We start from the raw sequence: 26531 nt of genomic DNA on the forward strand, positions 1-26531 counted from the left end.
TCGCGAGATGTGAAAGCTATCACCCTTGTGTGGATGATAAATGACCTACCTGCAATTTTCGCTCAGCGCGACAGCCCCTGGGCCGGTGGAGACAGTCCTGCGCTGTAGTAAACCTTACCGGCCCGATCGATGAGCACAGCATCGAACTCAGGCAAAGTTTCGATCAATGCCAAGCCCCGCTCGCGCCCCAGAACAAAAATACTGGTAGAGAGCGCATCGGTGTCGAAGGCATCGGGGCCGAGCACGGTGACACTGGCCAACTCGTCGGTACTTTTGCCGGTTTGGGGATTGATAATATGGTGAATGCGCTCGCCGTTATCATCGATATAGTAGCGCTCGTAATCGCCCGAGGTAGAAATAGCCGTGTCGGTTAAGGGCAGGGTGATGGCAATGCCGGCGTCGCCGCGCGGCTGCTTAATGCCCACCAGCCAGGGACGACCGTCCCGATTGCCGAGTACACGACTGTCGCCCCCGGCGCTGACACTGGCGTGCTCTATTCCAGCGGCCCGCAGCAAGTTAATAACCCGATCCACCGCGTATCCCTTGGCGATGCCACCCAAATCAACAGTCACCGCCGGGTGTTGATAGTGCACGCTACTCTCGGCGCGGTTAAGAAGTACATGGCGATAATCAATGGCCGACATTAAAGCCTGGCGTTGGTCTGCACTGGGTTGCTGCTGCGCACGGTAATCGTAGTATCGCGCCAGTGAGGCGAAGGTAATATCAAAAGCCCCCTGAGTTAAGCGGCCATAATAAAGAGATTTATCGAGCAGCTTTAACATTTCGGAGGACACCGTCACCGCTGCCGCCCCCTTTTGGCCAGCTTGTTCGTTCATAAGTGACAGTTCACTGCTGGGCTTATAAGGGCTGTAGGTGGCATCAATACGATGCATTTCGTCCAGCGCTTGCTGTAAAAGCTGTTGGCCGGTTTTCTCATCGGTGTGCTGCAAGGTCACGCTGATACGAGTTCCCATAATATCGGCCTGCTCGCTGAGCCAGAGCGCCTGAGCAGGTGCTGTTAACAAAGCGCATAATAGGGCGATGAAGAAACGTGAGCGATACCACATAGCAGTGTTCCGGGCCGGTTAGGGAAAATCGTTTTGTAACACATTTAATATTATTCTGTGTTGGGTCATAATGAAAACACAAAGCAGGTCGCCTTTTATTGGTTTTGGGCTAAAATTAGGTGACAACTGGGGTCGTAAATAAAGGGATTGGAACATGCGTTGTTTAACAATTGTGGCTTTGGCACTCATACTGGCCGGGTGCGGCGGCAATGATGACCCGCTGCTGAACGTCATTAACGACCCGCTGGATATTGAATTTGAAGACTTCTATGTGGATCGTACCGATATCTATCCCGGCGAGTCGGTATGGATTGAATGGCAGGCCGAAGGCGCGTTGTATTTTGATGCCCGCCTCTACGTCAGCCAAGATGAGCGCATCTCGCAGGATGACTTAGTGGTTATCGATGAAGAGTGTGGAGTTGAGAGCGATGACCACTGTACCGCCGATGAAGATATCTATTTCTCCTGTCACTACGACTCCAGCAACCGCTTTAGCTGTCGAGAAGGTGGTGACATTTTAAAACGCACGGATTTAACCCCCTTAATCGAGCAGTATCCGCAGGAAGCGTATCTAATACTGGAATTGTGTAACGACAATTGTGAAGAGCGCTCTTGGCCACTGCTGTTTCGCTAAACTCCCCCGACCGGTTTAACGCTTTCGGACGCATTACTCGCCAACGCATAAGCGAGCCCACAACCTACGCCATCAAAAACCACCTCAAGGGTGAGCGTAGGGTTAATCTCGCCTTACCACGGTAAACCATCCATGAAGCCACGCCACGCTTATTCTTTATTACTGAGTACGCTTATTGCGCTGGCGGTCACGCTGACCCTCTATGCCCTAAGCACTCACCTTATGCATAAGGAGATGGTTCATCAGTCACAGTCCGTTATAAAATTACTCGATCATCTGAACCGGGATGTTCAGGTAAGTTGGCAAAAGCTATCTAACAACACTCATGCAGCCTGTAGCGAACCGCATTTATCTGCAATGCGGGCCGAGCTTTTTTTGACCTGGCACATTAAAGATATTGCTTACATGCAAGGCGACACAGTGCTTTGCAGTGTTATGGCGGGCAAACTGAAGAATCCCTTTTCCCTGCCCGAGTCCACTTATCAAACCAAAGGTGGGGCTACTATCTGGATAGATACTGACTGGAGTGTATTAAATAAAAATTATAATGTCGCCATCGCCAACCGCAACAATTTTGCCATGGTAATAGACCCAACCAGTCTGGAAAATTTTATCGATTTATTTTATTCGTGGGAGTTGATATACCGTATAAACAATCAAGATTATCATGCTGCCGGAGAAAAAGGGGTTGTCGATATTGGCTCAAAAGATCACCATTACTTTAAGCCGTTTCGTGTTAAAACCTGCAACAATTACAATTACTGCACCTCAATATTAAGTGATAGCTTATCGTATCTATCGCGCAATCCTGCGGTTTCGATTCTGATTATAGTGCTCGGGTATTTGAGCGGCTGGTTGTCCTATGTATATATTCGCCGCTACATTAGCCACCTCTACTCGATTGAATACCGTGTACAACGGGGCCTGGCCAATAGTAATTTCTATCCGGTGGTGCAACCCATTATCGATTTAACGACACAAAAAATAGTCAGTTGCGAAGTGCTGGCACGATTTGAAGATAAAGCAGGCCCACTGTACCCAGACGCGTTTATCCCCATAATTGCCAAGCAAGATGTGTCTTGGCCTTTTACGGTTTTAATCATTGAGGCAACACTCGCCAGCCTAAAAAAACACGGCCTGGAAGATGAGATTTCGATAGCATTTAATGTGATGCCTCGTGACGTCACCAACGGCAACATACTGACTTTATTAGACTTAGAGTCAGTAGCACAATGGCGCGGCGAGCTAACCATTGAGCTCACCGAAAGCGAAGAACTTGAAGAAACTCAGGCGCACAAAAATTTATCTCAGTTAAAACAATACGGTATTAACATCTCGATAGATGATTTTGGTACAGGCTACTCTAATCTTAAATACATTGATCAATTACACTGTCGTTATTTAAAAATTGACCGGACTTTTATTATGGATGTAGAAGAGGGCTCTATTCGCTCTTCAATTATCCCCAATATAGTCAGTATTGCCGAGAAATCCAATTTGCGGGTAATCGCCGAAGGGGTCGAGAATTTGGCTCAATCGACCGAGCTAAAAAGAATGGGCATTCGGTATGTTCAGGGTTATTATTTTGGCAAGCCAATGTCTATAGCCAACTTGGCGCAAAAATTAAAACAGACAACCGACCAATAGCGAGCTCAACGATTCAGATGCAGACTCACTCACCTTTCAACGCCTGCTGAGCAATAAAATCGGTAAATTTTTGTGGCTTATGAATACCGTAACCCTGTGCATAATCAACCCCAATTTCTTCCAGAACAACCCGAACCTCTGTGTTCTCTACAAACTCAGCCACCGTTTCTATCGACAGAGTCTGTCCCACCTCATTAATCGCCTTCACCATTGCCAAATCGGTTTTATCTTTAACGATTTCACGAATAAAACTACCATCGATTTTAAGCGTATCAATGGGGAGCCGTTTTAAATAATTAAACGAAGCCAAACCCGTACCAAAATCATCCAAAGCAAAACTGCATCCAGAATCCCCCAACGCCTCCATAAAGTGAACCGCATCCAGTAGATTGTTTACCGCCGCGGTTTCAGTCACTTCAAAACAGATTTTTTCCGGGGCTACGGAATATTTTTCAAAAGCCTGCAATACGAATTGATAAAAATCATGCTTGTCCAGTGACAACCCTGAAATATTGATATGGCATTTATGTAATTGCGTCAGGTGTTTGGGATTCTGAGCCAGTATTTTTAACGTGTTCTCAACCACCCACCGATCAATTTGTGGGGCACTGCCAAAACGCTCGGCGGCAGGTAAAAAAGCAGAGGGCGAGTACACTTTGCCACCGTCCTCCAGACGAATAAGAATTTCGTAAACCAAGCCGTTGGTTTGCTGTTGCAAGGGGGCAATTAATTGTGCCTCCAGCAATAGCTTATTTTTAATAATGGCATTACTTATTTTGGTTACCCACTGCATCTCACCGGCACGCTCTTGCCGATGAGCATCGTCTTCACGAGCCACATAAACAAAATTCCTACCTTTTTCTTTTGCTAAATAGCAGGCAATATCCGCCGCACGCATGATAGATTCAGTATCTAAATCATCTTCAGATATAGGCACCACGCCGATACTGGCGGTAATGTCATAGCGATGCCCCTCCCAATTAAATTCAAATATTTCCAGAGCTCTGCGTAGCTTTTCAGCAATTGATCCCGCGGCATCGATTGCGCAATTTTCTAGAATCATGGCGAATTCGTCGCCACCCAATCGAGCTAACATATCGCCTTCGCGCAAGATGCTCGCAAATAAATTCGTCACTTGTTGCAATAATCGATCTCCGGCGGGGTGGCCGGAAGTATCATTGACGATTTTAAACTGATCTAAATCAATAAAACATAAAGCGTGTTTTACATGTTCGCTGCGGGCTCTATTTAATGAATCAAACAATCGGCGCTCAAATGCCCGCCGATTGAATAATCCGGTCAATATATCGTGTGTGGCTTGAAAGTTTAATTCGTTTGAAAGCCTGCGAGATTCAGAAATATCTTCAAGAATAAGTGTTAAATGACGAGCAGAGTCATGAGTATTGGATCTGGAATACGTTAATCGTGCCCAAATATAACCTGTATTTTTTGCTAATCGCTGCTCCACTGAATAGTGATCGATAACCCCATTGAGCAGCTGCTGTTTGGATTGTTCATCCAGCGACCAATCCTCCGAGTGAATAAAATCTTTAAAGCAGTGGCCAGTGATACTGGATTTTTCACAATCGAGAATATTGCAAATAGCTGGGTTAGCATCTCTGACAACATCATCGTACCCAAGGTGCACGATACCCACCGCCGCTTGCTCAAAGATATCGTGGTACTTATGTTGTGAACCTATGAGTAATCGATTTAATCGCAACACTAACCAAAATGCGATAGAGACCAATAATAAAATGAAGACAATACTGCACCAGGCCAATACATGAGTTAGCCACCGAGCGGTGTCGGTCATCATATAGCGAAATTTTGTGGATAATCGTTCTAGATCTTGATTAATAAGATACAGCTGTTGTTTGTTGGCCTGTAAAGCCTGTGGATCGGGCAAGGAGTCACGCCACAATAACTCTAGTTGATCGGCTAGTGCGGCCGTATTTAGCAAGCTATTATCAGCCTGCCGCCACACATCAAACGCGTGTTGTAATTTACCCAATTGACCAAAATATTCGAACAATAAAATCATTCGGTCGGCATCATCTGGGTGGTTACGGCCGGCCATTAAGTGGCCAGTGATTATATGGATAGGCTCATTCGCCTCCATCGAGAGACGTGCACGTCTGTCTGCCAAGGGTACTTCTAGATACTGGCGCCCCAGCTTGAGCTCGTTGGGCTCACCGGTCTCGGCATAGCGTGACAAATGATAAACGCTGTTGACTTGATAGCGACTCCAAACCGCGAGCCCACTAAGATACCCAGTTACAGCGCCCTGTAAATGAATAACGGCCACTATAGCGAATGTGGCTATTAATATAAGCGACACTAAGCCTGAGACCAGCCCGGCCACTTTGAGTGAATAGGTATACTTTGATTGTACGTCGGGCACGTCCCAATAGCCTAAATAAAGAATATGACTTAAGTTAAGCAGTAAATAAGGGTGCTGTCAGGTGAGTACTGGCTGCGAAGCGGACTTTACTGATGCTTGCAACCTTACAAACTGGCCCGCAGGCTTAATCTGCATTGGCCCTGAGAGGTTACTCTATATATCCAGTATATCCAATGCAGCCTGGGGGAATGAGCGTGTTTATAAACCAGCGCCTAGAGCGACAATCGCAACCGGTGTTTACCGTTATCCAAAGGCTCGGCCATCAGTGGTAACCATTGCTCGGCCTGAACCTCACGGGCAAATGTATCGGTAAAGGCAAATTCCCCGTCGATATGAATACCGCCGGTCAGTGGCATCACCACATTACCGGCCAAATCGATAGGGCCTTCTAAGGAGAAAACATCGGCGCGGATCTCACCTTCTTGGGTCTCGGATAAATCGGCAGCAAAGGCGCCCAGCTGCAACCAACTTTGGCCGTTGTGCAAACGGGCCTGGGTCCAGCTAAGTTTCCCCTCAAGGTTTTTCAGGGTTTGGCCCTTAAGTCTCAGCGATTGAATTTGGGCGCTAATTTGGCCGGTAATTTTAGTCGGCTCTGGCAGGCCCTGAATTAAACTGGCCGGCAAATTAAGACTGGTGTCGGTTAAGCGCAGCGAGCCGCCCATACCCACACAGGCTGTGCCAGCTACCTGCTGGCGCTCAAGGTCGGTTTTAATCTCTGCGCACGGGGCAAGCCCCAGCAGACTCATGGGCTTGATCCGCCAGCTTAATTGCCCCAGTGCGTAGTGCTTGCCATCAATACTCACCGAGGCCATACCCGCGCTGCCCTGCCACAGGGTGCCGCTAATGCCCGACAGTGCTAAAGGCGTGTCGCGCGTCATTAGGTAGCCCCCCCAAGCGGCGGGAATCTGGCTAATCACAAAGGCCAGCCAAAAAAGTAAACCGAGTACAATCCAACGAATCATATATCAAGCTCTAGTGGAAACATACATTACTCTGCGCCGCTCTCAATAGCGTTCAGCGGCACTCGAGTGATGTCTATATTTGCGTTTTCGGTGGTGTAGGTGACATACAAATAACCTTCAAACACCTCTGTTTTAGGGGCGCTGTACGCGGGGTACAGCTTGCGCCTTAGGTCGTTTGGCGCCGGTATTGAATGTGCGCCGCGGCGCAACAGCCAAGCCCGATCAAATGTGTACCCATCGGCGCTGGTAAACACGACCAGTGGAAAACGGGCTCGATTACCGCTGGGGTTATTAACGATATAGGCACTATCGGCGGTTAAGTTGCCGGCGTTTGCTTTAGCCCGTGAGTCGGGAATATTGCTTAGCGTCGGCAAGCTCCAGGTTTCGCCCCGATCATCACTGACCGCGGCCAGTATTCTATAGCTCGAATCCCGATCGCGAAACACCATAACCTGTTCATTGCCCCGGCTAAACCAGCTGGGCTCCAACTCGCGACTTAAGTTGTCGCGCGAGGGGGCGTTTAACATCTCTCCTGCCTGCCAGCCAGTCCGGCCTGTGGCATCGTCGGTAAAATACGGTTTTGCCACCAAGCCCGGCGGCTGGTGCAGCGCCGTTAGCAAGCGGCCGTCGCGCAGGGCACCTATACCCGGCTCAATGGCCCCGGCCAGAGGCTCGCCGCTGCTGTCGAGCACTGGCTGAGCCGCCGTCCAGCGTATACCATCGCGGCTGGTGCGGTACTCTACCGTTCCGTTTTCAGGCGTCTCACCTTGGGGCCAAATATTGATATAAGCCACCAGTGTGTCACCAAATACCCACCAGCCGCCGGCACTGACGTTAACCCCGGGGCTCGATTTTGCCAGCACAATGGCATCACTCCACTGGCGGCCATCCACACTCATGGCGTAGTGCACTTGCGACCGTACCGTTTGTTCGGCATCTGGGGCGGCCTGCCACTGAACAAAAAGTTTGCCGTTAAAGGCCACCGGAACCGCACCGCGACTGTACTGATAGCGATTGTCGCCAGCGGTAAAAACGCGAGCGGTTTCGGTGCCGGGTGCCAGGTTTAAACCGAGTGTGGCAGGCTGGTTAAAATCGAGTAAATCCGGCACCGCACTGATGGGTGACTGACCGACAGCCGGCAGGGCCACCGAGCACAATAAGAGCGCGATAAAGCGGCGCATCCGGCACATGGGCTTAGTCTTTACTGAGTCGAATATTGGCCGTAACTTTACCCGCGGTGCTGGTCGCGGCCATGGATAAATCCTTTACCGTGACTTCGTGGCGATACTCCAGATCGTACAGCCACTGCATAATGGCGGTGTAATTAACATTGTCCAGCCGCACTCGTACTTCACCGCGAGTGCCGGGCTGAAAACCGCTCATGCGCAGACCATTGGACTGCAAGGTGGAGTCAATCAGCTGGCTGATATTTGTGCCGGACGAGTTATTAGCACTGCGCTCAAGTGACTGCGCCTGCTTAATTTGCGCGGTCATTAGTTTTACCCGCTCCAGCGATGCGCTGGTGTTGGCATTGGTGGCAATCTGTTGCGTGCGTTTATCTTGCAGTGGGGACAGAACCGCCATCCACAATATATAGAGCACAACCGCGAGGGCGCCAACCAGTAAAATAGTTTGTTCGCGGCGGTTGTACTGGGCCAGTGTAGCGAAAACCTTGTTCATTGCAGCTCCTGTTTAACTCGTATACGGGCGGCATGGGTATTGCCTTGGGCACTGGCAGAGAGCAGCTCCGCTGTTAGGCCCTGACCTTCCAGCGACCCGCGCAACGACTCGATGGCGTTAAACGTTTCCGCTTGTAGATTGAGGCTAAGCTCCGCGTTGTCGCTGGAGTAATACACACCCTTGAGGGTTACACCCCCTTCGGCCACCGCAGGCAATACTCGATCCAACAACACCATGACCGCGGAGCCACCGGTACTCGGCTCTAGATCGCGCGCCATAATACGCAGCCGCCGCTCGGGGTCGATGGCCGGCCCGTTGGGCACCACGGTGCGAAACACTTGCTCGATATTGCGGCGTATTTCCAGATTATCGTTTTGCAATTGATTGATGGAAAACAACAAGGTGGCAAGATAAACCACCAACGCGGCGACGCCGACATAGGCGACTTTACGCCAGTTGCCCCACCAGCGCTCAATAGGCAAACGCTGAGAGAATTCGCGCTGACATAGATCAATCGTGCCGGCGTCGGCTTCAAAATCCCACAGGGAGCAAATTCGAGTGTCACCCTGGGCAATGCTCAGGCTAGCGGGCAGTTGTTGTTGCAGCTGTTCCAGCTGGCTTTCATCCGGTGCGCTTAATTTTAACTGTGGCGGAGTCACTCGGTTTTGCGAGGTCAGCAGTAACTCGATGGCCACATTAAAGTTATTGGCATTAATTGTAAAACCTGCGCTTTCACCAAAGCGAACACTGACTAGTTGATCTTGCCAGTGAATCGCCCAGATGTCGGCGGGCTCTTGGGCGTCGGTTTCCGTGGGACAGCTAGGCAATAGAGCCGCCGGCAACGCTTGCACTACCTCGACATTGATATCCGTCAGAGCGCTGAACAGTGCTTGCAACGGTGCCCGCTCGGTGTAGACCAGATTAATTTCACCGTTGGCGGGGGTGCCGAAGGCAAAGTGAAATTGGTCGATATCGCCCACCACTTCTTCTTCCAGCTGGAAGGGCATTAATTTGCGCAGATGGCGTTTTTCTGCCTCAGCATAGCTAAGCCGGCGCACCACTGTTTGCGGGCCACCGACAATCAATTTAGCTTGGTGGTTACCATCCCCCAGGGTGTTGGACAGGGCTTCCGTATCGCCGTGACCCAACTCATCCGGCAGGTCTTTGCGGCGAAACAACCAAGTAAAGTCGCTGCCGTAATGGCTTATGTACAGCGTCAGAGAGTCGCTCATGGGTTTGTTAGTGCTTCCTGTTGGCCAGAGGGCGCAGGCGCCTGCTCCAGACTGAGTATGTAATCGTATACGTCGCGCCGGTGCACAACGTCAAAAGACTCGTCACTGCGTTGCAGCAGGCTCTGGCGACTGCGACGCTGCTCTCCCAGCTGCACCCTGGTGGTGACTAAAAAGTGCTGAGTGTTCACTTGGACCAAACCGGCATCGATACCTTTATCACTGCTGATGATACTGTCCCAAGCGGTATTTTCGGTAAATTCCTCAACGGTGGCATATTCTCCGTTCTCGGAGACAATAGTGCTGGCCTCTTCTACCGTGAGAGGTGTGAGTATATCGTCCGAGTTAAAAGTTCGCAGTAACTGAGAAGGTATTGTGTTGACGTTAAAACCGCCCCCCGCATCTTCTCCGGCTGGAATTACGGTAATAAAGGGCCGCAGCAATTGCATGAGCTCCGGGGTCATATAACGCACCAAACGCAGCTCATCGACGCTGGTCAAGGGCGTGTTAGCCGGCTGGTAGGCCGGATCAAGGGCTAGATAATAATCCCGTTCGGCCCCCATAAAACCGGTGATGTTATGGTCGCTATCGGTCCAGTCTACCAGCGCCTCCAGTATGGCGATGGCCTCTTCCGGCGACACTGGATAAATCTCGGGAAAGCTTTGCAGTAAACGCAGAAAATGTTTTTGCGCCGTGTTAAAGCGCGCCGGACTGTTGGGATTATTGTCTTCGGTGTTGTTTAGACTGGTGCCAATCGTGTTGAGGTTAAAGCGCGCGCTGGCATCTTCAATTTGCGCCAAAATCATCCCGCCTTCAATGGGAAATGGCGGCAGTTCCATCGCCCAGGGCTCGAGCAGACTGTCGACTTCGGGGTTTTCATCCAACTCTAAAAAGTAAATGGCCAGACGCTCGGCGCCGGACAAATAGGCCTCGGCCTGAGCGCCGTGCCAGCGCGCCTCGGCCCGAGCAATACTGAACTGATAATCGCGCGAAGCCTTAATGGCAAACCCTGCCACCAAAGCGACGATCAAAATGGCCAAAATAAGCACAGTGCCGCGCTGGCGCTCTAGATGACGCGGCGCTTTAGCTGGAGAGGTCATACAACCTCTCACTGATCAGACCGTCTTCGAGTTCAATGCGGATCAACACGGCAATAGGCAGGCTGGTGTCAATGCCGGCCGAATCCGTAGCGGGCCAGAGTTCATCCCAATCGCGGGCAAAATCATCGCCGTCCAGCACCCCTGTGCCCTGCTGCCCGGCGCGCGCGGCGGATAAGAATTTCAGCTCAATGCTGTGTATATCTGTCAGCATTTCCTGCTTAATTAAGTCTTCGGCAAACAGCCAGTCTTCAATTACAAAATTGCGTTCGGGGCGGTAGTCGCGCCAGAGCACGCCGTCCGACACCCGGTAGATAATTTGTTGAATATCGCTGCGGGCGCGATTCATGGGGTTAAGCCAACCGCTGCGGGTCATTTGCAACAGAAGCTGATCGCCACTGGTGTCGTCGTACAGACTGGCGCCGCGGAAGGGGCGGCGCACACCGGTGGTGATGGTGGGGTCGTCGCTGGCGTCAATCGGGGCCAGTAGGTGGCGCAGATCTTTGCCCAGTATCTGCCAAGTGCGATCCAGCCGGTTGATGTTGGTCATCACCTCTTTGGTGGCCTCGGCGCTGCGCGAGGCGGTACTAAAGGCTTGATAACTGAAGGTCATAATCACCGCGGTAATCGCCAGGGAGATAATGACCTCGATCAGGGTGAACCCTCTTTGTCGCGGGAAACGGCGCTTATTCATTGATAAACCCCGTCAAGGTAGCGAGATTATCGTCTTTCTCGGCCTCCAGACTGACGCGCATATCGAGGCGTTTAAAACCCTCTACTTCGGTGTCCTGGCTGTTGAGCTCCCAGTACCAACGTACACCATCGCGCTCGACAGTGCCGGATTCACTGTCGGGAATAGTGTACTGCTCTAGCAACCGGTCGCGCATGGTTATACGGGTCAGTTGGTTTTCTGCTACCCAATAGGCCTGTGTTTTATCCCGCGTGATGCCCGCGCCCTGCAGCTGGCTGGTAATCAGCATCATCAGGGCGGGCAGGGCCGTGCCAACAATCGCCAGCGCTACCATCACCTCGATTAAGGTAAACCCGCCAATTTTTTTCACCGCTCATTCTCCCAATCAGCCAGTTCGGGGTCGCGGTTAAGCCAGCGCACGCGGCCCATCATGTCCACATCCAAGCGCTGTACCTCTTCATCGTTGTCGAACAACGGGAACAGTGCAACCTCAAAACGGGTGGCCTCGCCACTGGGGTAAAAAATCAATACGGGTTCGACACTGGTAGTATTGGGGTCGAACTCGTAGGGCTCGCCCTCGACGATCATCTCCACACCGGTATCGGCTGGCAGACACTGATCAGGTAAAGCCTCAGACACCGGCGTCCAGCTGCTATCGCGAAAACGGCGCCAGCGATAACACCACTGCTCACCCTCAGCGGTTGAGTTGGGGCGCGCAAAGAGCCCAATAACCTCACCGGTCAGGGTGCTTTGCTCGGCGACAAATTCACTTTGCAGTAATAATTTATCCGCCGCCTTTTCTAACTCGCCGGCCCGATCGGGAGAAATGGCTAGGGTAACCATACCCGCGCTCAGGCCGATGATCAGAACCACCACCATCATCTCGATCAGGGTAAAGCCGCGGGCAATGGAACGCATAGGGCATTACTGCTCGGGCAGATCCTGATCCCAGACACTGATATCTGCTGCCGGACCGGTGCCACCGGAAACTCCGTCGGCGCCCAAGGTGTATATATCATAAGGACGCGCTTCCCCGGGGCTGATGTACAAATAGGGGCTGCCCCAGGGGTCCATTGGCACCTGATCCAGATAACCGCCCGCGCGGTAATTGCGCGGCACGGGCGACAGGGTGGGCTCGGTCATCAGCGCTTTTAAGCCGTGTTCGCTGGAGGGAAATACATAGTTATCCAGCTGATAGAGCTTAAGTGCGGTCTGAATGCTTTTAAAGTCGGCTTTGACCTTATTGATTCGCGCCTCTTCGGCCCGATCCAACACCATAGGCGCGACGATACTGGCCAACAGGCCAATAATCACCACCACTACCATAATTTCAATCAAACTAAAGCCGCTTTGGCGTGTTGTGTGTTGCATGTGTGTTTACTCCGTCGATGTTGGCAGAACGCGATATGCATAACGCGCAACGCCTAATAATTTGACTTGTGACCTTACTGATATGGAAAAATTCGTTCAGCGTTCAGCGTTCAGCGTTCAGCGTTCAGCGTTCAGCGTTCAGCGTTCAGCGTTCAGCTGAATTATCATCCCACCATCTGATTCATTTCAAATATCGGCTGCAAAATGGCCAGTACGATAACCAGCACCGCGCCGCCCATAAAAACAATAGTGGCCGGCTCCATCAGACCTAAGGATACCGCCAGTACCATCTCCAGCTCGCGCTGTTGATCGCGCGCAGCGTGTTCCAGTTGCGTTGGCAAAGTACCGTTGGTTTCGCCGCTGGCCACCATTTGTACCAGCAAAGGCGGAAAACAGTCGGCCTTTTCCATAGCCCGATTAAGCGCGGTGCCTTCGTGCACTTGATTGGCTATTTGCTCACAGGCATCTTGCAAGACACGGTTAGTCATTACCTGTCCGGCAATGCGTAGCGCCTGTAGCAGGGGCACGCCGCTGGACATTAACAAGCTTAACGTCGAGGCAAAACGCGCCGAGTTGGATTGATTGACCACATTGCCAATCACCGGCAGGCGCAACTGAATTTGGTGCCAGCGGCGCAGCCGCCGCTCGTTTTTTAACAGACGTTTAATACCGTAGACGGCACCGGCACCGGCGGCCAACACCCAAATACCGTAGCCGACGATAAAATCACTGGTACCGATTAATGCGCGGGTTAAAAACGGCAGCTCGCGGCTGGAGTGGGCGAATAGCTTGACCAAATCCGGCACCACAAAGGCCATAAGCCCGATGATCACGGCCAGACTTAACACCAGCAGGGCGATGGGGTAAATCATGGCGGTTTTTAGACGCGCTTTAAGCTGTTGTGAGTTAAGCGTGTGCTCCGCCAAACGGTCTAGCACCGGCCCTAGAAAGCCCGAGCTTTCGCCAGCGCGCACCATGGCGCGGTACATATCGTCGAACGAGTTGGGGTGCTCTGACAGCGCCTGAGCGAGGGAAAAACCTTCCAGCACCTTGGTGCGAATTTGCAGCACGACTTGCTTAATGCTCTGCTTTTGCGCCTGTTTGGCCGAGGCCTGCAGGGCTTCGTCCAACGGCAGGCCAGAGCTGATCAGCGAGGCCAGTTGGCGGGTAATCAGGCTCAGGTCGCGAGGTTTGAGTTTGGGGGTGGTCTTAAACCAAGTGAAGCCTTTGCTCTCCCCGGTGGTTGTGACCCGAGCGCGCATGCCGGCATCGGAGACTTCCAACGGTTTAAGGTTTTTGGCACGCAATTGGGCGCGCACCTGGCGCTCGCTATCACCTTCAAGGATTCCCTTAACGGTTTTACCGGATTGGTTCAGCGCGCGATAGCTATAGGCACCCATGATAATTCAGCCTTAAGTTGCGGTGGTGACGCGCAGCACTTCTTCAAGGCTGGTAACGCCTTCCACCACCTGGCGGCGGCCGTCCGCGCTGATGGATTCGGACTGCTTGCGCGCCTCAGCAATCAGCTCTTGCTCGCCGGCTTCTTCGTGAATCAGGTGGCGCATTTGCTCGTTGATTTCGATCAGCTCGTATATCCCTTTGCGGCCCCGGTAGCCCATTTGATTGCACTTGTCGCAGCCTTTAGCGCGATACACCGATTGGCCTTCAGGTAAATCCAGCATTTGTCGCTCGGATTCCACCGGCTGATAGGGTTCTTTACACTCCTTGCACAGCTTGCGCACCAAGCGCTGGGCCATGACCACCTCGATACTGGAGGCGAGCAGAAAGGGCTCCACACCCATATCTTTTAAGCGCATGATCGCGCCGATGGCGGTGTTGGTGTGCAAGGTAGAGAGCACCAAGTGGCCGGTTAAACTGGCCTGAATGGCGATGTCGGCGGTTTCGGAATCGCGAATCTCACCGATCATGACTACGTCCGGGTCTTGCCGCAAAATGGCGCGCAGGCCGCGGGCAAAGGTCATATCCACCTTGGTGTTGACCTGAGTCTGGCCGATACCGGGCAGCAGGTACTCGATCGGGTCTTCGATGGTGAGAATATTGCGGCTGGGCGCATTGATATGGCTGAGCCCGGCGTAGAGCGTGGTGGTTTTACCCGAGCCGGTGGGGCCGGTGACCAGAATAATACCGTGCGGACGTTTTAAGGCGTGGCCAAAGCGCTCCTGTACCAGGGTCGGCATTTGTAGCTCTTCCAGCTTAAGCTGGCCGGCGGCCTGATCGAGCAGACGCAATACAATGCGCTCGCCGTGGGCCGAGGGTATGGTAGAAACGCGAATATCTACCGCGTGGCCGGCCAGGCGTACGGTAATGCGGCCGTCTTGCGGCAGGCGTTTTTCGGCAATGTCGAGCCGCGCCATCACTTTTAAGCGCGACACCAGCACCGGCGCCAACTCGGGCTTGGGGGACAGCACTTCACTGAGTACACCATCGGTGCGAAACCGCACCGACACTCGATCTTCAAAGGGTTCCAAATGGATATCCGAGGCCTGCTCGCGCACGGCCTGAGACAAAATAGCGTTGATAAGGCGAATAATCGGCGCATCGTCATCGCCGGCCAATAGGTCAGTGCGATCGGCCAGATCATCGGCCATACTGGATAGATCGAACTCGGCGCCCAAGTCTTCGGCGGCGCGCTGGGCGGCGCCGTCACTGCTTTGGTACTCGCGGGTCAGGCGCTGCTGAAAGCTGTCGTTATCCAGCTCTTGCAGGGTCATATCGCCAGCGAAATAGCGCGCCAGCTCGGTTAGGGCCTCCAGCTTTAAGCCGGGCTTGTGCAGCACCCGGCCGGGTTGTTCCGGGTCGAGCATGACGCCGTGATCTGAGGCAAAGCTAAAGGGCAAGCGCGGGCTCTCACCGGCGCTGGCGGCCAGATGCTCTTCTTCCTCTATAGCGTCGCCGCTGTCAAAGCCCTCCGGCAGTTCGGCCGGTTCCGAAATTTCGCTGTTCAAGGCTTACTCTCCTGCCTCGGCTTCTGGCACAGGCGCGGGCTCTGGGTCAGACTCTTCGCTCTCGTAGCGACGCTGTACCTTGCGCAGTTGTTCTTCCCACTCGGGTAGCATAGGAATGTCGTCTGGGCTAGTAATCAAGTTTGTAGTATCACGTTGATCAAGCAAGCTCTCACGAATATGGCGATATTTTTCCGCCGTGGCACCTAGTAGCATTTCGTCATCGGGCACTACACTGGCGCGAATAAACACCATGAGATTTGTTTTAGAGGTGTTTTTACTCTGACTCTTAAACAAGTTACCAATGATAGGAATATCGCCGAGTATAGGTACCTTACGTTCAAAAGTACTCACATCGTCCTGAATTAAGCCGCCCAGCACGACGATTTCACCTGACGCTGCCATAACTTGAGTGTCGATTTTGCGTTGATTAGTTACGATACCGTTACTCTGGGCCGCGCTGTCATCAACACTTGAAATTTCTTGTGAAATATCCATCACCACAGTGTCGCCATCGTTCACATGAGGGGTCACTTTTAACAAAATACCCACATCTTTGCGCTCAACGGTATTGAACGGGTTGGTGGGGTTGCTGCTACCACTCCCAGTACTGGTATAAGAACCTGTAACAAAGGGCACGTTTTTACCTACCGAGATTTCCGCCTCGTGGTTATCAGTGGTCAGCAGGCTCGGTGTCGACAGAATGTTCGTGGCGCCATTGGCTTTTAATAACTTTAATACCGCCAGCATATCGGTAGAATTACCCAAGTGACCTATACCAAATACTTGCCCAGGAATGCCCGCTAATCCTTGAGCCAAATTAAGCAAACCAGAATCACTATCATCAAAAGCACCTTGAGCAACTCCCCCAATAAGGCCTAAATCATTGGCAGCATCGTTCACTGAGCTACCAAAACCGGCGCTTTCATCACGATACATCCACTCAATACCGAGCTCGGCGGCATCAGAGCTGGAAAGCTCGACAATAATCGCTTCCACCAGTACCTGCGCGCGGCGAATATCTAAGCTTTCGACCAACACCATCAGGGATTGCAGTGTGTCGCCGTCGGCGGTGATGAGGATGGCGTTAGTGTCTTCATCGGCCTGTACGCTGGCACTCATTTGCGAGTTAGAACTCTTAGCGCCATCGGATTCTATTTTCTGCATATTCTGCAAAACGCCAGTTAAAACCTGAGCCACTTGCTCGGCCTTGGCGTACTTGAGATAAACCACGCGCACATTGGAATTGGTAATTTGCGGGCGATCGAGACGGCGAATTAACTCCTTGATGCGCTGACGTTGCATATCGTCGCCGTTGATTAAAACACCATTAATGCGGGTGTCGGCCACAACGGTCACCGGCGCGGAGGCGTTGCCGCGCTGGGCGTCGGGTTTTTCCAGCTGCTGAATCACCTTAACAATGGCTTCGGCTTGAGCGTAGCGTAGCTCTACCAGTTCAGTGCTGATTACTGCCGCTTTATCGATTTGTTTTACCACATCCATTAGGCGGTCGATATTGGCCCGGGTGTCGGTGACAATAATGGCGTTGCTTGGGTCGTAGGCGGAGATATGGCCGTGTTGGGGTACCAACGGGCGCAGCACCGGCAGCAGCTTGGCGGCACTGATGTTTTCCAACTGAATCACATGTGTCATGTAGGCGTCATTATCAGTGCCACTGTTGCCACTGTTGGCACTGGGTATAGGCAGCGAGCGGGCATCGCGGTTCGGTACAATACGCACTACCTTGCCGTTTTCCACTGCGGTAAAGCCGTGTACATCGAGAATGGATAAAAACAGACCGTAGAGTTCTTGCCGATTGACCGGTTTATCCGAGATCACCTTCACCTGGCCGCGCACTTTGGGGTCAATAATGATGGTTTTTTCGGTGGCCTCGGCAATAAACTTAATGACTTCCTGAATATCGGAGTCTTTAAAATTTACCATCCAGGTTTGCTCGTCGGCCTGCGCCATGGGCACTATGGCCAAAGCAATCGTAAACAACACGACTTGAATGCGGGAATAACACCTTCTCACTAAGAACCTCACTTAATCCAGCTCAACGTCAATGATCACTATGTCACCATTGCGCTCGACTTCGAGGCTGGCGGATGTGGTTTGACCTAAGTTGCGGTAAATTTCCATAATGCGACCGGGATTGTCCAGTGTGGTTCCATTCACCGCTGTGACGATATCGCCGTTCTCTAAACCCACCGCTTCGAATGCAGCGGGGTTGCGGCCGGGCCGCACTTTATAACCTTGAATTTGTCCATCACTGCCACGGTGAATGTTAAAAGCGACAACATCGGATAAATTTTGCCCTAATTGATCCACCGAGACACTGGTATCTTCGTCTTTGGCCGCGGGCGTATCCCGGCGCATGGGTCCGGAGACCTGTTCGCTCTGGTCTTCCGCGGTGCTGTCTTCCTCGTCGGCTCGACTACGGCTGGGGCTATCGGCCGGGGGGGTGTAGCGACGCGCTACCGTCTGGCCACCGGGCTGGTCTTTATACAGCCAGAGCGACTCGTATTGACCTTTGTTGTCGAGAATAACGCGCAAATCGAGCACTTTAGCGACTTTTACACCGCGCATATTCTTAATTTCATCACCTGGGCCGTAGGTTTGCTGGGTTTTTGCGTCGGCAATAATAGCGCGAGCGGCGCGGCTGTCACTGGAATTAATTACCCCTTGCAGCACCAGCGAAAGCTTAGTGTCTACGGCTTGATCCTCAATTTGCGGTTCAAGCGGCTCATTGGTGAGCGCGGGGTCCTCTTCAATGCCTTCGGTTTCGCCGCTAGAGCTGCCAAACACCGAGAGCTCGCGCAACCGGATAATATCAACAGCACTTTTACTATCACCAGCACTCGCGGCGGTTACGGTATTGGCTCCCACCTGGGCCGGCGCGATCTCCGGCTGAGGCGCAAGGGCCCAGAAAAATTGGGCGAGACTGTGTGCAAGCCACACAACAATCAGCAGCAAAACGAGGGCTTGCCAGCGCCTTAATGGGATTTTACCCAAAGCGTGACCAACGCGGCCAGCGAACTTGCCGAGGCGTTTGGAGTTGTCGGCGCCAGTATCTTGTAGGGAAAAGTTCTGCATTTTTATGATTTTCGTTGTGCCGAGCTAAGCTCTTCAGGTTCTTCAAATTTCATGCATCATATATCCTGAGCCGACCGATTGTACTGGAACCGCCCTGTAAAAGCGAAGCGATGCAGCGTTGGCGGCTAGGCTACGCAGCGATTGTGACAGTTTTTTTGCAGCTTTTATTCCCTGTTTGCATGAAATGGTGAGCAAAAACTGCATTAACTTAGCTCCAAATGCGTAAAATGCGCTTATTACTCACCGTTAAGCTGCTAATGCAACCCCATTTGATAAGAGAGGCTAGCGTGAAATCGCTACTATTATTTTTATCTCTACTGGCTTCGAACACAATGGCTGGGCAGCTTTGGCGCGGTGATTTTGAAACCGGCGACTTGTCCCAATGGCCCTATCTCACACACCCGCAAGGGATCAGCGTCCAGTCTGATTGTGTCTACGAGGGCAATTACGCCGCCGACATCACCATTACTGGCGCCGAATCGTTTCTCTGGCACGGCAACCCCGACCTCAATCGTAGCGAGCTTCACTTTAAGCCGGCCGATACTCGCGAGGGTGCGGATGTGTTTCTGGGCTGGAGCTTTTTCTTGCCTCAGCCGTTATCAGTCGCCAAGCATGAATTCGGCTATTGGGAAGCGCAAGACTCATGGCAACAACAAATGCGCTTCAATATCCACGGCACTGCGCTTAGCTTTCAAGCCAGTGGCGCCGATTCGGCCTATTGGCATTTACCCGACGGGGCCAGTGCCGGCGTTTGGCACGATCTGGCGATGCATATCCACTTTTCCCTCGCCCCCAATCTAGGCCGGGTCACTATCTGGCACGACGGCATCAAAGTGTTTAACCAAACCATGCAAACCCGAGCCAATAAAACCGACGCTATGTTTACCCAAATAGGCCTGTTGCGCAGCCGCGAAGACTCGGCGGCCACCCTATTAATCGACAACGCGCGCCAGAGTGACAGTATCGAGAGTTTGTTGGCCGCTTTTGACCCCAATACTAAAGTAACCTGTTCGCCTTACAAAAAGTCAGTGCCATTAAATCATGACTGAATTGACCCATCACTTTTTAACCTCCATCGATCAGTGCCCAGCCCACCTGTGGGATGCACTAGCGGGCACAGACTACCCATTTAATCGACACGCATGGCTAACCGCCCTTGAGCACTCGGGGGCAACGACGGCCAATACTGGCTGGCAGCCCTACCATTTGTTGGTGGAGGAGGGCGGCACGCCGGCCCTGTTAATTCCCTCGTTTATTAAGGCGCATTCTTACGGCGAATATGTCTTCGACTGGGCCTGGGCCGATGCCTACCAGCATCAGGGTTTAGATTACTATCCCAAGCTTATTTCGGCGGTACCTTTCACCCCTTGTTATGGGCCGAGAATTCTAGGGCGCTGGCAGGAGCAGCACGTGCTGGACTATGCCATTACCACCATGAAGCGCGAATGCGAGCGGTGCGAATTATCTGGCTGGCACTGCCTTTTCCCCGATTCTGAACAAAGCACCGCCCTCGATTCGGCGAATTTAGCGCGGCGCACCGGCACGCAGTTTCACTGGCACAACCGACATTACCGCTCTTTCGATGATTTTGTCGCCACGTTTACCTCTCGCAAACGTAAAAACGTTCTAAAAGAACGCCGCCGGGTAGCCGAGCAGGGTTTTACCTTTAAAGTGCTAAGCGGACAGGCCCTGACCGAAGAGCACTGGCGATTCTTCTACCCGTTGTATCAACGTACTTATCTAAAACTCAGTGGCCACGCCGGCTATTTGGGGCAAGCATTTTTCACCCAACTCGGAACCAATATGGCCGAACATTGCGTGATGGTTATCGCCAGCCAAGCTGACAAGCCAGTGGCCGCTTCGCTGATGTTAAAAGACAGTGAAACGCTGTACGGCCGCTACTGGGGCTGTCTGGCGGAGTTCGATTTTTTGCACTTTGAAACCTGTTATTACCAGGGCATCGATTACGCCATTGCCGGGGGCTTGCAGCGCTTCGACGGCGGAGCTCAGGGCGAGCACAAGCTGGCGCGCGGCTTTGAACCGATAGCGACCGTGTCCCACCACTGGCTGCGCGACCAGCGTTTTCAGGCGGCGGTGGATGATTTCTTGCAGCAGGAAACTGCTATGGTGCAAGGCTACTATAACGATGCCAAGGAGCATTTACCGTTTAAACATGAACCCGCTTAAAGTCCTCAACCCCGTCAATATACTGACCCATCTCGATCGTATCGACGCCGAGCCGCCCTCCCACAGCCTAGATCGTCCGGCAGCGCTGCGCCGGGTAATGGCGGTATTGGCCTGTGTCTGTGTTTGCCTACTGCTGGTTCACTACGGTAAATACTCGCGCAATCTACTGCTCATACTACACTGGCTGGGGGGCAATCTAGACCAAGACTATATTGGTGCACTTCGCGCCAGCGGCTGGTTTGAGCTGGCCGGTTACGCCTGGTGGAGCGCCGTACACCTCGTAGGGTATGTACTTATACCCGTTCTGGTGATTCGTGTAGTACTCAAGCAACGAGCGCTAGACATGGGTTGGCGCTGGGGAGAAACCCACACTCACTGGCTGGGTTATGTGCTATTGGTCAGCCCCATTTTGTTTTTTGTCTACATGGTGAGCCTGGGGCAAGACTTCGTTCACCACTACCCGTTTTACGATAAAGCCTCGCGCAGCTGGGTGGATTTAATCGCTTGGGAGTGCTTGTATATCGCCCAATTTATATTTCTCGAGTTTTTCTTTCGCGGTTTTATCCTAAATGCGCTGCGCCCCGCCATGGGGGCCAACGCTATTTGGGTTATGTGTGTACCCTATTTAATGATCCACTTTCCCAAGCTTTGGTTAGAGGCCACAGGCGCAATTTTGTTTGGCCTGTTCTTGGGGGTACTGGCGCTGCGCTCGCGCTCCATATGGGGCGGTGTTGCGGTCCATGTAACCATTGCATTGGCGATGGATTTTGCCGCCCTAGGACGCAAATCCGGCATACCTGATATCTGGTGGCCTTTTTAACTGGGTTTTCGTGGCCGCGTAATCAGAGTAAAATCACACCTTTACTAAAATTGACGACAGATAAGAGACTGGCATGGGCAGAGCTTTCCAAAACCGTAAAGAATCCATGGCGAAAACCGCCGCCGCGAAAACCAAGGTCTACAGCAAGTACGGCCGCGAGATCTACGTGTGCGCCAAACAAGGCGGCAGTGACCCGTCGGGTAACCTAACATTGCGCAGCCTAATGGATCGGGCCAAAAAAGACCAAGTGCCTAGCCATGTGATTGAAAAAGCGCTGGACAAGGCCAATGGTGGCGCCGGTGAAGACTTCTCCACCGCCCGTTACGAAGGCTTCGGCCCTGGCAATGTTATGGTGATCGTCGACTGTTTAACCGACAACCCAAACCGCACCATCGGCGATGTTCGTACCTGCTTTAACAAAACCAAAAGCAAGCTGGGTACCTCAGGCACCGTCAGCCATATGTTCGACCACAGCGCTATTTTTGTGTTCGATGGCGACGACGAGGAGCAGGTACTGGAAGCGCTGATGATGGCGGATGTAGACGTCACCGATATCGAGGCAGATGAAGGCAAAATCACCGTCTTTGCCCCCAATACCGAATACGGCAAGGCGCGCAATGCCCTGACCGAGGCCTTTGAAGGCGTTGATTTCGATGTGGATGAAATCCAGTTTGTGCCACAAACCATGACCGAAATCAGCGGTGACGAAGCCGAAATGATGGAAAAATTTCTGGATATGCTCAACGATGTAGACGACGTTCAACGGGTTTATCACAACGCCGAAATGTCGTAATACAGCAATAATCAGGTGTTCCGGTTTTAGCTTAATGCGGAACACCTGGTATTTTTTTAACGGGCAACTTCAAGGATCGAATAATGCAAATACTCAACGGATTTCTACTGGCTTTATTACTCTCGCTGCCGGCTTACGGTGAAATTTACAAGTGGGTGGATGAGCAGGGTAAAACCCATTACAGCGATAGCAAACCAGACCACATTCAAGCCGAATCCGTCACGCCTAAGGTTAACTCTTACCAGCATCAAGCCGTACCTGAATCGGTCTATGGGCAACAAGAGATCAAATTAAACCTGCCGAAAAAAATTGTTATGTATGCCACCAGCTGGTGCGGCTACTGCAAAAAAGCGCGGCGCTATTTTGCAGACAACAATATCGATTATGTTGAACGCGATATCGAAACCTCCGAACAAGCCAAACGCGAGTACGATAAATTACAGGGGAAAGGGGTGCCCGTACTGCGTATTGGGGATACCACCATGCGCGGCTGGAGTGTCTCTAAATTTGAAAAGATATACCGCCCTTAAAGCGCTCTAAAATTATTTATTACTAACGCACGATTCCAGTAGTCGTGGCCAGCTGTTTACTGTGCATTACATTTCTTTATTTTTTGTGCCAACAAACCGACATAAACCTTTTACTCCCACCTGTAACATAGCGCTTTCACAATAGTCTATTAATAACTAATAACCTTTGGAGATCGTATATGTTGAGTTTTACCCGTTTAGCCTGTGCCAGCTTATTACTATGGTTTAGTGCCGGGGTTCTGGCGGTTGATGCCGAGCCGTTTACCAAAGAGCGCTTTGATTCATTGCAAGCAGAGGGCACACCCATTTTGGTCGATATCTACGCGACCTGGTGCCCCACCTGCGCCAAACAGCGAAAGTTATTAGAGGCCTATCAAACGCAAAATCCAGACACTGACTTGGTGATTTTAGAAGTCGACTTCGATGATCAAAAACAGTGGGTCACACACTTTAAAGCGCCGCGCCAATCAACCTTGGTATTATTCAATAATGGCGAACAAGTCTGGTTCAGCGTGGCTGAGACGCGCGAAGAAAAACTCTATGCAGCTTTGAACAAAGTGACCGAGACGGCCGAATGACTCTCGAATTAACCGCACTACCGCTGGCCTTTTTAGCCGGTGTGTTGGGTGTATTATCGCCCTGTGTTTGGCCGCTTGTACCAATTGTGATGGGGTCGGCGGCCAGCAATAATCGCTTTGGCCCCTATGCTTTGGCCTTGGGGCTAAGCCTCTCGTTTGCGCTGGCAGGAACCCTGCTGAGCTTTGTGCTGGTCAATCTTGGGCTAGACCCGGAGTTGTTCCGTTACTTTGCCGCCGTGCTACTGCTGTTAGTGGGCTTAATACTATTGATTAAACCGCTAAACGATTGGCTGAGCTTGCGTTTATCCATGCTCAGCAGCCGTTTTAATAGCCTCGCGGATAATCAGTGGGGCGGGCAGTTTGGGGTCGGTTTTTTGCTCGGTATTGTCTGGCTGCCCTGCGTAGGGCCAACGCTGGGGGCGGCGATTGCACTGGCCTCTCAGGGCCAACAAATGTTGTCGGCTTTTATTATTATGCTCGCCTTCGGCGTAGGCACGGCTTTGGTATTACTGATAGCCGGGTTGCTATCGGGCAAAGCACTGAAAAAAATCACCGGCGGTATGGCCAGTAGTGCAGGCTTTGGCAAGATCTTGCTCGGTGCTATTTTGGTTTTATTAGGCGTGTTGACGTTAACCGAATTAGATAAACAGCTGGAAACCTGGGCCCTGATTTGGCTGCCCGAATGGGCAACCAGTTTATAAAACCGCAGGCCTTTTAACTTGCCAGTGATAGACCAAAGCCCAATGGTACTTGCCATTGGGCTTTTCGTTTTGTTTGGTCAAGACTCGCGCGATCTTCAAATCTCCGCTACTATTCGCTGCACTTAACCCAGTGCGGTGAATGGATTCACTCTTAATGACAGTATATTTATGAACCTGCCTGCTTGCCCTCAGTGTCAATCGCAATTCAGCTATCAAGATCAGCATATGATGATATGCCCAGAATGTGGCTTTGAATGGAACCCAACGGCACCTGATGATCTGGATGTCTTTACGGTGCAAGATGCCAATGGCAACGCACTGACCGAAGGCGATAGCGTGACGTGTGTAAAAGATTTAAAAGTAAAAGGCAGTTCACAGCCGATTAAAATCGGTACCAAAGCACGTATAAAACGCATTCGAGATACAAAAGATCATCAGCTGGACTGTAAGGTGGACGGCGCAGGCGAAATGTTTATCACCGCCAAATTTGTTAAAAAGGCCTGATAGGAGGTTGTAATGCCGCGTACGGTTATCTTTGGTAACTCGGGCTCAGGTAAATCCACCCTAGCGCAAAAAATTGCCATGCAATCGAGTTGCGCTCACCTGGACCTTGATACCATTGCATGGCAACCGAATGCTGATAGCCCGCAAAGGCGTGATCTTGACCAGAGCGCCAAGGATATACACGCTTTTGTCCGTTCTTATACACACTGGGTGATCGAGGGTTGTTATTCGGATTTACTGGATATTGCCATGCAAGCCGCCGACGATATTATTTTCTTAAACCCAGGCACTGAAATGTGTATTGCCAATGCTAAAAAACGCCCTTGGGAGCCTCACAAATACAGCAGCCCCGCTGCGCAAAATGCTAACCTTGCCATGCTTATTGATTGGATAAAGAATTATAGCCAACGAACAGATGTGTTTTCTTATCGCGCCCACCGCGCCTTGTTTACAACGTTTGCCGGCAGAAAGCGCGAGATTTTATCTTTCTCATACGATTAAAATTTAAGGCTTAAATCGATCCGCCAAAAAATCAAACACCGACTTAACCCGGCGCGTATGCCTTAACTCTCGGTGCGATACCAACCACACGGCGCCCACATAGGGCTGAAAATCGTCGCAAGCTCGGACAACGCTCGGCTCAGCATCACCAATATCACTCATCATAATACCCACACCCATACCGGCCTTAACCAGTTCCCAGTGCACAATATGATTGGCGGTAATCAAACAAAAGTTGTCGATACTGACTTTTAATCCACGTGAATTGAACTCTTTAATAAGCTCAGTATTATCTTCAAAGCCGATAAAAGCGCAACTGGCTAAATCGGTTAGACGATTACCGGCACAATGTCGATGTAGATAATCGGGTGTTGCGTATAAATACGCCTCAAAATCTTTTAAACGACGGGCGATTAAATCAGGCTGAGTGGGCTCAGCCACTCGCAGCGCAATGTCCGCTTCGCGACGACGCAAATCACTGAGTGTATTAGTGGCCAGCAGCTCTACCGTGATTTTGGGGTAAGCCTGGCGTAAATCACACAGAATAGGAGGCAGTGAATACGCTGCCATTGAGTCGGTGGCCGACACACAAACGCGCCCTTCAACAGCTTCACTCTGGCCTGCCGCCTGCAGCGACAACTGGTTGGCGGCATCCGCCATACTGCGCACATGTGCCAATAAACTCGACCCGGTAGGGGTTAGCTCCAATCCTCGCCCATAGCGTTCAAACAGAGCCACCTCCAGCTCGCGCTCAAGTGCGGCTACTTGCCGACCCAATGTGGGTTGAGCCACCCCTAAGACTCTTGCCGCGGCCGATAGTGATCCCTCTTGAGCTGTGACTAAAAACGCCCGAGCATGATTCCAGTCAAAATTAACACTGCGCCAATCCATGTAACCTCAATGCTTCTGAGCTTTTGCGGGTGGGCGACTTAGACCAACCCATGCATATTTGTTTATCTGTTAGGCAATAATACGCAATTCCTATTCATTTTTGTATCTATATACTAACCCATCACTTTTTGCCCTAAAGCACCCTAGACAGAGACCACCTTAGTGAATGTTGTATGGAGAGCATT

Annotated in this window: 27 protein-coding genes; 11 read left to right on the forward strand and 16 right to left on the reverse strand. The window is 51.7% G+C overall.

Annotation, left to right across the window (positions count from 1 at the left end):
- Positions 1-62: 62 nt before the first annotated feature.
- Positions 63-1067 (reverse strand): FAD:protein FMN transferase, encoded by a 1005-nt coding sequence (locus Q4526_RS08250; protein ID WP_215976577.1) that lies wholly within the window; start codon positions 1065-1067, stop codon positions 63-65.
- Between the two features lie 154 nt (positions 1068-1221).
- Between Q4526_RS08250 and Q4526_RS08255 the strand changes: the two genes are divergently transcribed.
- Both Q4526_RS08255 and Q4526_RS08260 read left to right on the forward strand, forming a co-directional pair.
- Positions 1222-1701: a hypothetical protein gene (locus tag Q4526_RS08255; RefSeq protein WP_215976578.1), complete on the forward strand. Its 480-nt coding sequence runs from the start codon at positions 1222-1224 to the stop codon at positions 1699-1701.
- Positions 1702-1833: 132 nt separating this feature from the next.
- Entirely contained in the window at positions 1834-3348 is a 1515-nt protein-coding gene (locus tag Q4526_RS08260) for an EAL domain-containing protein (protein WP_215976579.1), read from the forward strand.
- 25 nt (positions 3349-3373) lie between these two features.
- On the opposite strand, the gene Q4526_RS08265 is transcribed toward Q4526_RS08260, so the two are convergent.
- The 14 genes from Q4526_RS08265 to gspC all read right to left on the reverse strand — a co-directional run bounded on the left by Q4526_RS08265 (position 3374) and on the right by gspC (position 18841).
- Positions 3374-5752 (reverse strand): bifunctional diguanylate cyclase/phosphodiesterase, encoded by a 2379-nt coding sequence (locus Q4526_RS08265; protein ID WP_215976580.1) that lies wholly within the window; start codon positions 5750-5752, stop codon positions 3374-3376.
- A 212-nt stretch (positions 5753-5964) separates the two neighbouring features.
- Positions 5965-6714 carry a type II secretion system protein N gene (locus tag Q4526_RS08270; protein WP_215976581.1) on the reverse strand — a complete coding sequence of 250 codons (750 nt, stop codon included), beginning with the start codon at positions 6712-6714 and terminating at the stop codon, positions 5965-5967.
- A 26-nt stretch (positions 6715-6740) separates the two neighbouring features.
- Positions 6741-7904, reverse strand: coding sequence for an exo-alpha-sialidase (locus Q4526_RS08275; RefSeq protein ID WP_215976582.1), 1164 nt, complete (start codon positions 7902-7904; stop codon positions 6741-6743).
- A gap of 4 nt (positions 7905-7908) precedes the next feature.
- A complete protein-coding gene (gene gspM / locus Q4526_RS08280; protein ID WP_215976583.1) occupies positions 7909-8394 on the reverse strand; it encodes a type II secretion system protein GspM in 486 nt (161 codons plus the stop codon).
- On the reverse strand, positions 8391-9626 hold the full coding sequence (gene gspL / locus Q4526_RS08285) for a type II secretion system protein GspL (RefSeq protein WP_215976584.1): 1236 nt from the start codon (positions 9624-9626) through the stop codon (positions 8391-8393). Before gspL ends, gspM begins: the two co-directional genes overlap by 4 nt.
- Positions 9623-10723, reverse strand: coding sequence for a type II secretion system minor pseudopilin GspK (gene gspK / locus Q4526_RS08290; protein WP_215976585.1), 1101 nt, complete (start codon positions 10721-10723; stop codon positions 9623-9625). The genes gspL and gspK overlap by 4 nt, the downstream gene beginning before the upstream one ends.
- On the reverse strand, positions 10707-11414 hold the full coding sequence (gene gspJ / locus Q4526_RS08295) for a type II secretion system minor pseudopilin GspJ (protein ID WP_215976586.1): 708 nt from the start codon (positions 11412-11414) through the stop codon (positions 10707-10709). Before gspJ ends, gspK begins: the two co-directional genes overlap by 17 nt.
- Positions 11407-11781, reverse strand: a complete 375-nt coding sequence (gspI, locus tag Q4526_RS08300; protein ID WP_215976587.1) for a type II secretion system minor pseudopilin GspI — start codon at positions 11779-11781, stop codon at positions 11407-11409. The genes gspJ and gspI overlap by 8 nt, the downstream gene beginning before the upstream one ends.
- Entirely contained in the window at positions 11778-12329 is a 552-nt protein-coding gene (locus Q4526_RS08305) for a prepilin-type N-terminal cleavage/methylation domain-containing protein (RefSeq protein WP_215976588.1), read from the reverse strand. Before Q4526_RS08305 ends, gspI begins: the two co-directional genes overlap by 4 nt.
- A gap of 6 nt (positions 12330-12335) precedes the next feature.
- Positions 12336-12782 (reverse strand): type II secretion system major pseudopilin GspG, encoded by a 447-nt coding sequence (gene gspG / locus Q4526_RS08310; protein WP_215976589.1) that lies wholly within the window; start codon positions 12780-12782, stop codon positions 12336-12338.
- Between the two features lie 164 nt (positions 12783-12946).
- Complete coding sequence (gene gspF / locus Q4526_RS08315) at positions 12947-14182, reverse strand: type II secretion system inner membrane protein GspF (RefSeq protein WP_215976590.1); 1236 nt, start codon at positions 14180-14182, stop codon at positions 12947-12949.
- Between the two features lie 12 nt (positions 14183-14194).
- Positions 14195-15688, reverse strand: coding sequence for a type II secretion system ATPase GspE (gene gspE, locus Q4526_RS08320; RefSeq protein WP_215976615.1), 1494 nt, complete (start codon positions 15686-15688; stop codon positions 14195-14197).
- Positions 15689-15751: 63 nt separating this feature from the next.
- Positions 15752-17749 carry a type II secretion system secretin GspD gene (gspD, locus tag Q4526_RS08325; RefSeq protein WP_303609590.1) on the reverse strand — a complete coding sequence of 666 codons (1998 nt, stop codon included), beginning with the start codon at positions 17747-17749 and terminating at the stop codon, positions 15752-15754.
- 42 nt (positions 17750-17791) lie between these two features.
- Entirely contained in the window at positions 17792-18841 is a 1050-nt protein-coding gene (gspC, locus tag Q4526_RS08330; protein WP_215976592.1) for a type II secretion system protein GspC, read from the reverse strand.
- A 287-nt stretch (positions 18842-19128) separates the two neighbouring features.
- Here gspC and Q4526_RS08335 point away from each other — a divergent pair, with 287 nt between their 5' ends.
- The 9 genes from Q4526_RS08335 to Q4526_RS08375 all read left to right on the forward strand — a co-directional run bounded on the left by Q4526_RS08335 (position 19129) and on the right by Q4526_RS08375 (position 25455).
- Entirely contained in the window at positions 19129-19890 is a 762-nt protein-coding gene (locus Q4526_RS08335) for a polysaccharide lyase (protein WP_303609591.1), read from the forward strand.
- Positions 19883-21028: a GNAT family N-acetyltransferase gene (locus Q4526_RS08340; RefSeq protein ID WP_215976593.1), complete on the forward strand. Its 1146-nt coding sequence runs from the start codon at positions 19883-19885 to the stop codon at positions 21026-21028. The genes Q4526_RS08335 and Q4526_RS08340 overlap by 8 nt, the downstream gene beginning before the upstream one ends.
- A complete protein-coding gene (locus Q4526_RS08345) occupies positions 21015-21848 on the forward strand; it encodes a CPBP family intramembrane glutamic endopeptidase (protein ID WP_215976617.1) in 834 nt (277 codons plus the stop codon). The genes Q4526_RS08340 and Q4526_RS08345 overlap by 14 nt, the downstream gene beginning before the upstream one ends.
- A 73-nt stretch (positions 21849-21921) precedes the next feature.
- Positions 21922-22641, forward strand: a complete 720-nt coding sequence (locus Q4526_RS08350; RefSeq protein ID WP_215976594.1) for a YebC/PmpR family DNA-binding transcriptional regulator — start codon at positions 21922-21924, stop codon at positions 22639-22641.
- Positions 22642-22724: 83 nt separating this feature from the next.
- Positions 22725-23171, forward strand: coding sequence for a glutaredoxin family protein (locus Q4526_RS08355; protein ID WP_215976595.1), 447 nt, complete (start codon positions 22725-22727; stop codon positions 23169-23171).
- A 179-nt stretch (positions 23172-23350) separates the two neighbouring features.
- Positions 23351-23749: a thioredoxin family protein gene (locus tag Q4526_RS08360; RefSeq protein WP_215976596.1), complete on the forward strand. Its 399-nt coding sequence runs from the start codon at positions 23351-23353 to the stop codon at positions 23747-23749.
- Positions 23746-24450, forward strand: coding sequence for a cytochrome c biogenesis CcdA family protein (locus Q4526_RS08365; protein ID WP_215976597.1), 705 nt, complete (start codon positions 23746-23748; stop codon positions 24448-24450). The genes Q4526_RS08360 and Q4526_RS08365 overlap by 4 nt, the downstream gene beginning before the upstream one ends.
- Before the next feature lie 168 nt (positions 24451-24618).
- Positions 24619-24954 (forward strand): zinc ribbon domain-containing protein YjdM, encoded by a 336-nt coding sequence (locus tag Q4526_RS08370; protein WP_215976598.1) that lies wholly within the window; start codon positions 24619-24621, stop codon positions 24952-24954.
- A gap of 12 nt (positions 24955-24966) precedes the next feature.
- The gene (locus tag Q4526_RS08375; protein ID WP_215976599.1) at positions 24967-25455 is read left to right on the forward strand and encodes a zeta toxin family protein; all 489 of its coding nucleotides are present in this window, start codon (positions 24967-24969) and stop codon (positions 25453-25455) included.
- A 3-nt stretch (positions 25456-25458) separates the two neighbouring features.
- Here Q4526_RS08375 and Q4526_RS08380 read toward each other — a convergent pair whose 3' ends face one another.
- Complete coding sequence (locus Q4526_RS08380; RefSeq protein WP_215976600.1) at positions 25459-26346, reverse strand: LysR family transcriptional regulator; 888 nt, start codon at positions 26344-26346, stop codon at positions 25459-25461.
- Positions 26347-26531: the final 185 nt, after the last annotated feature.

The sequence above is a fragment of the Gilvimarinus sp. 2_MG-2023 genome, assembly GCF_030547685.1.
Taxonomy (GTDB): domain Bacteria; phylum Pseudomonadota; class Gammaproteobacteria; order Pseudomonadales; family Cellvibrionaceae; genus Gilvimarinus.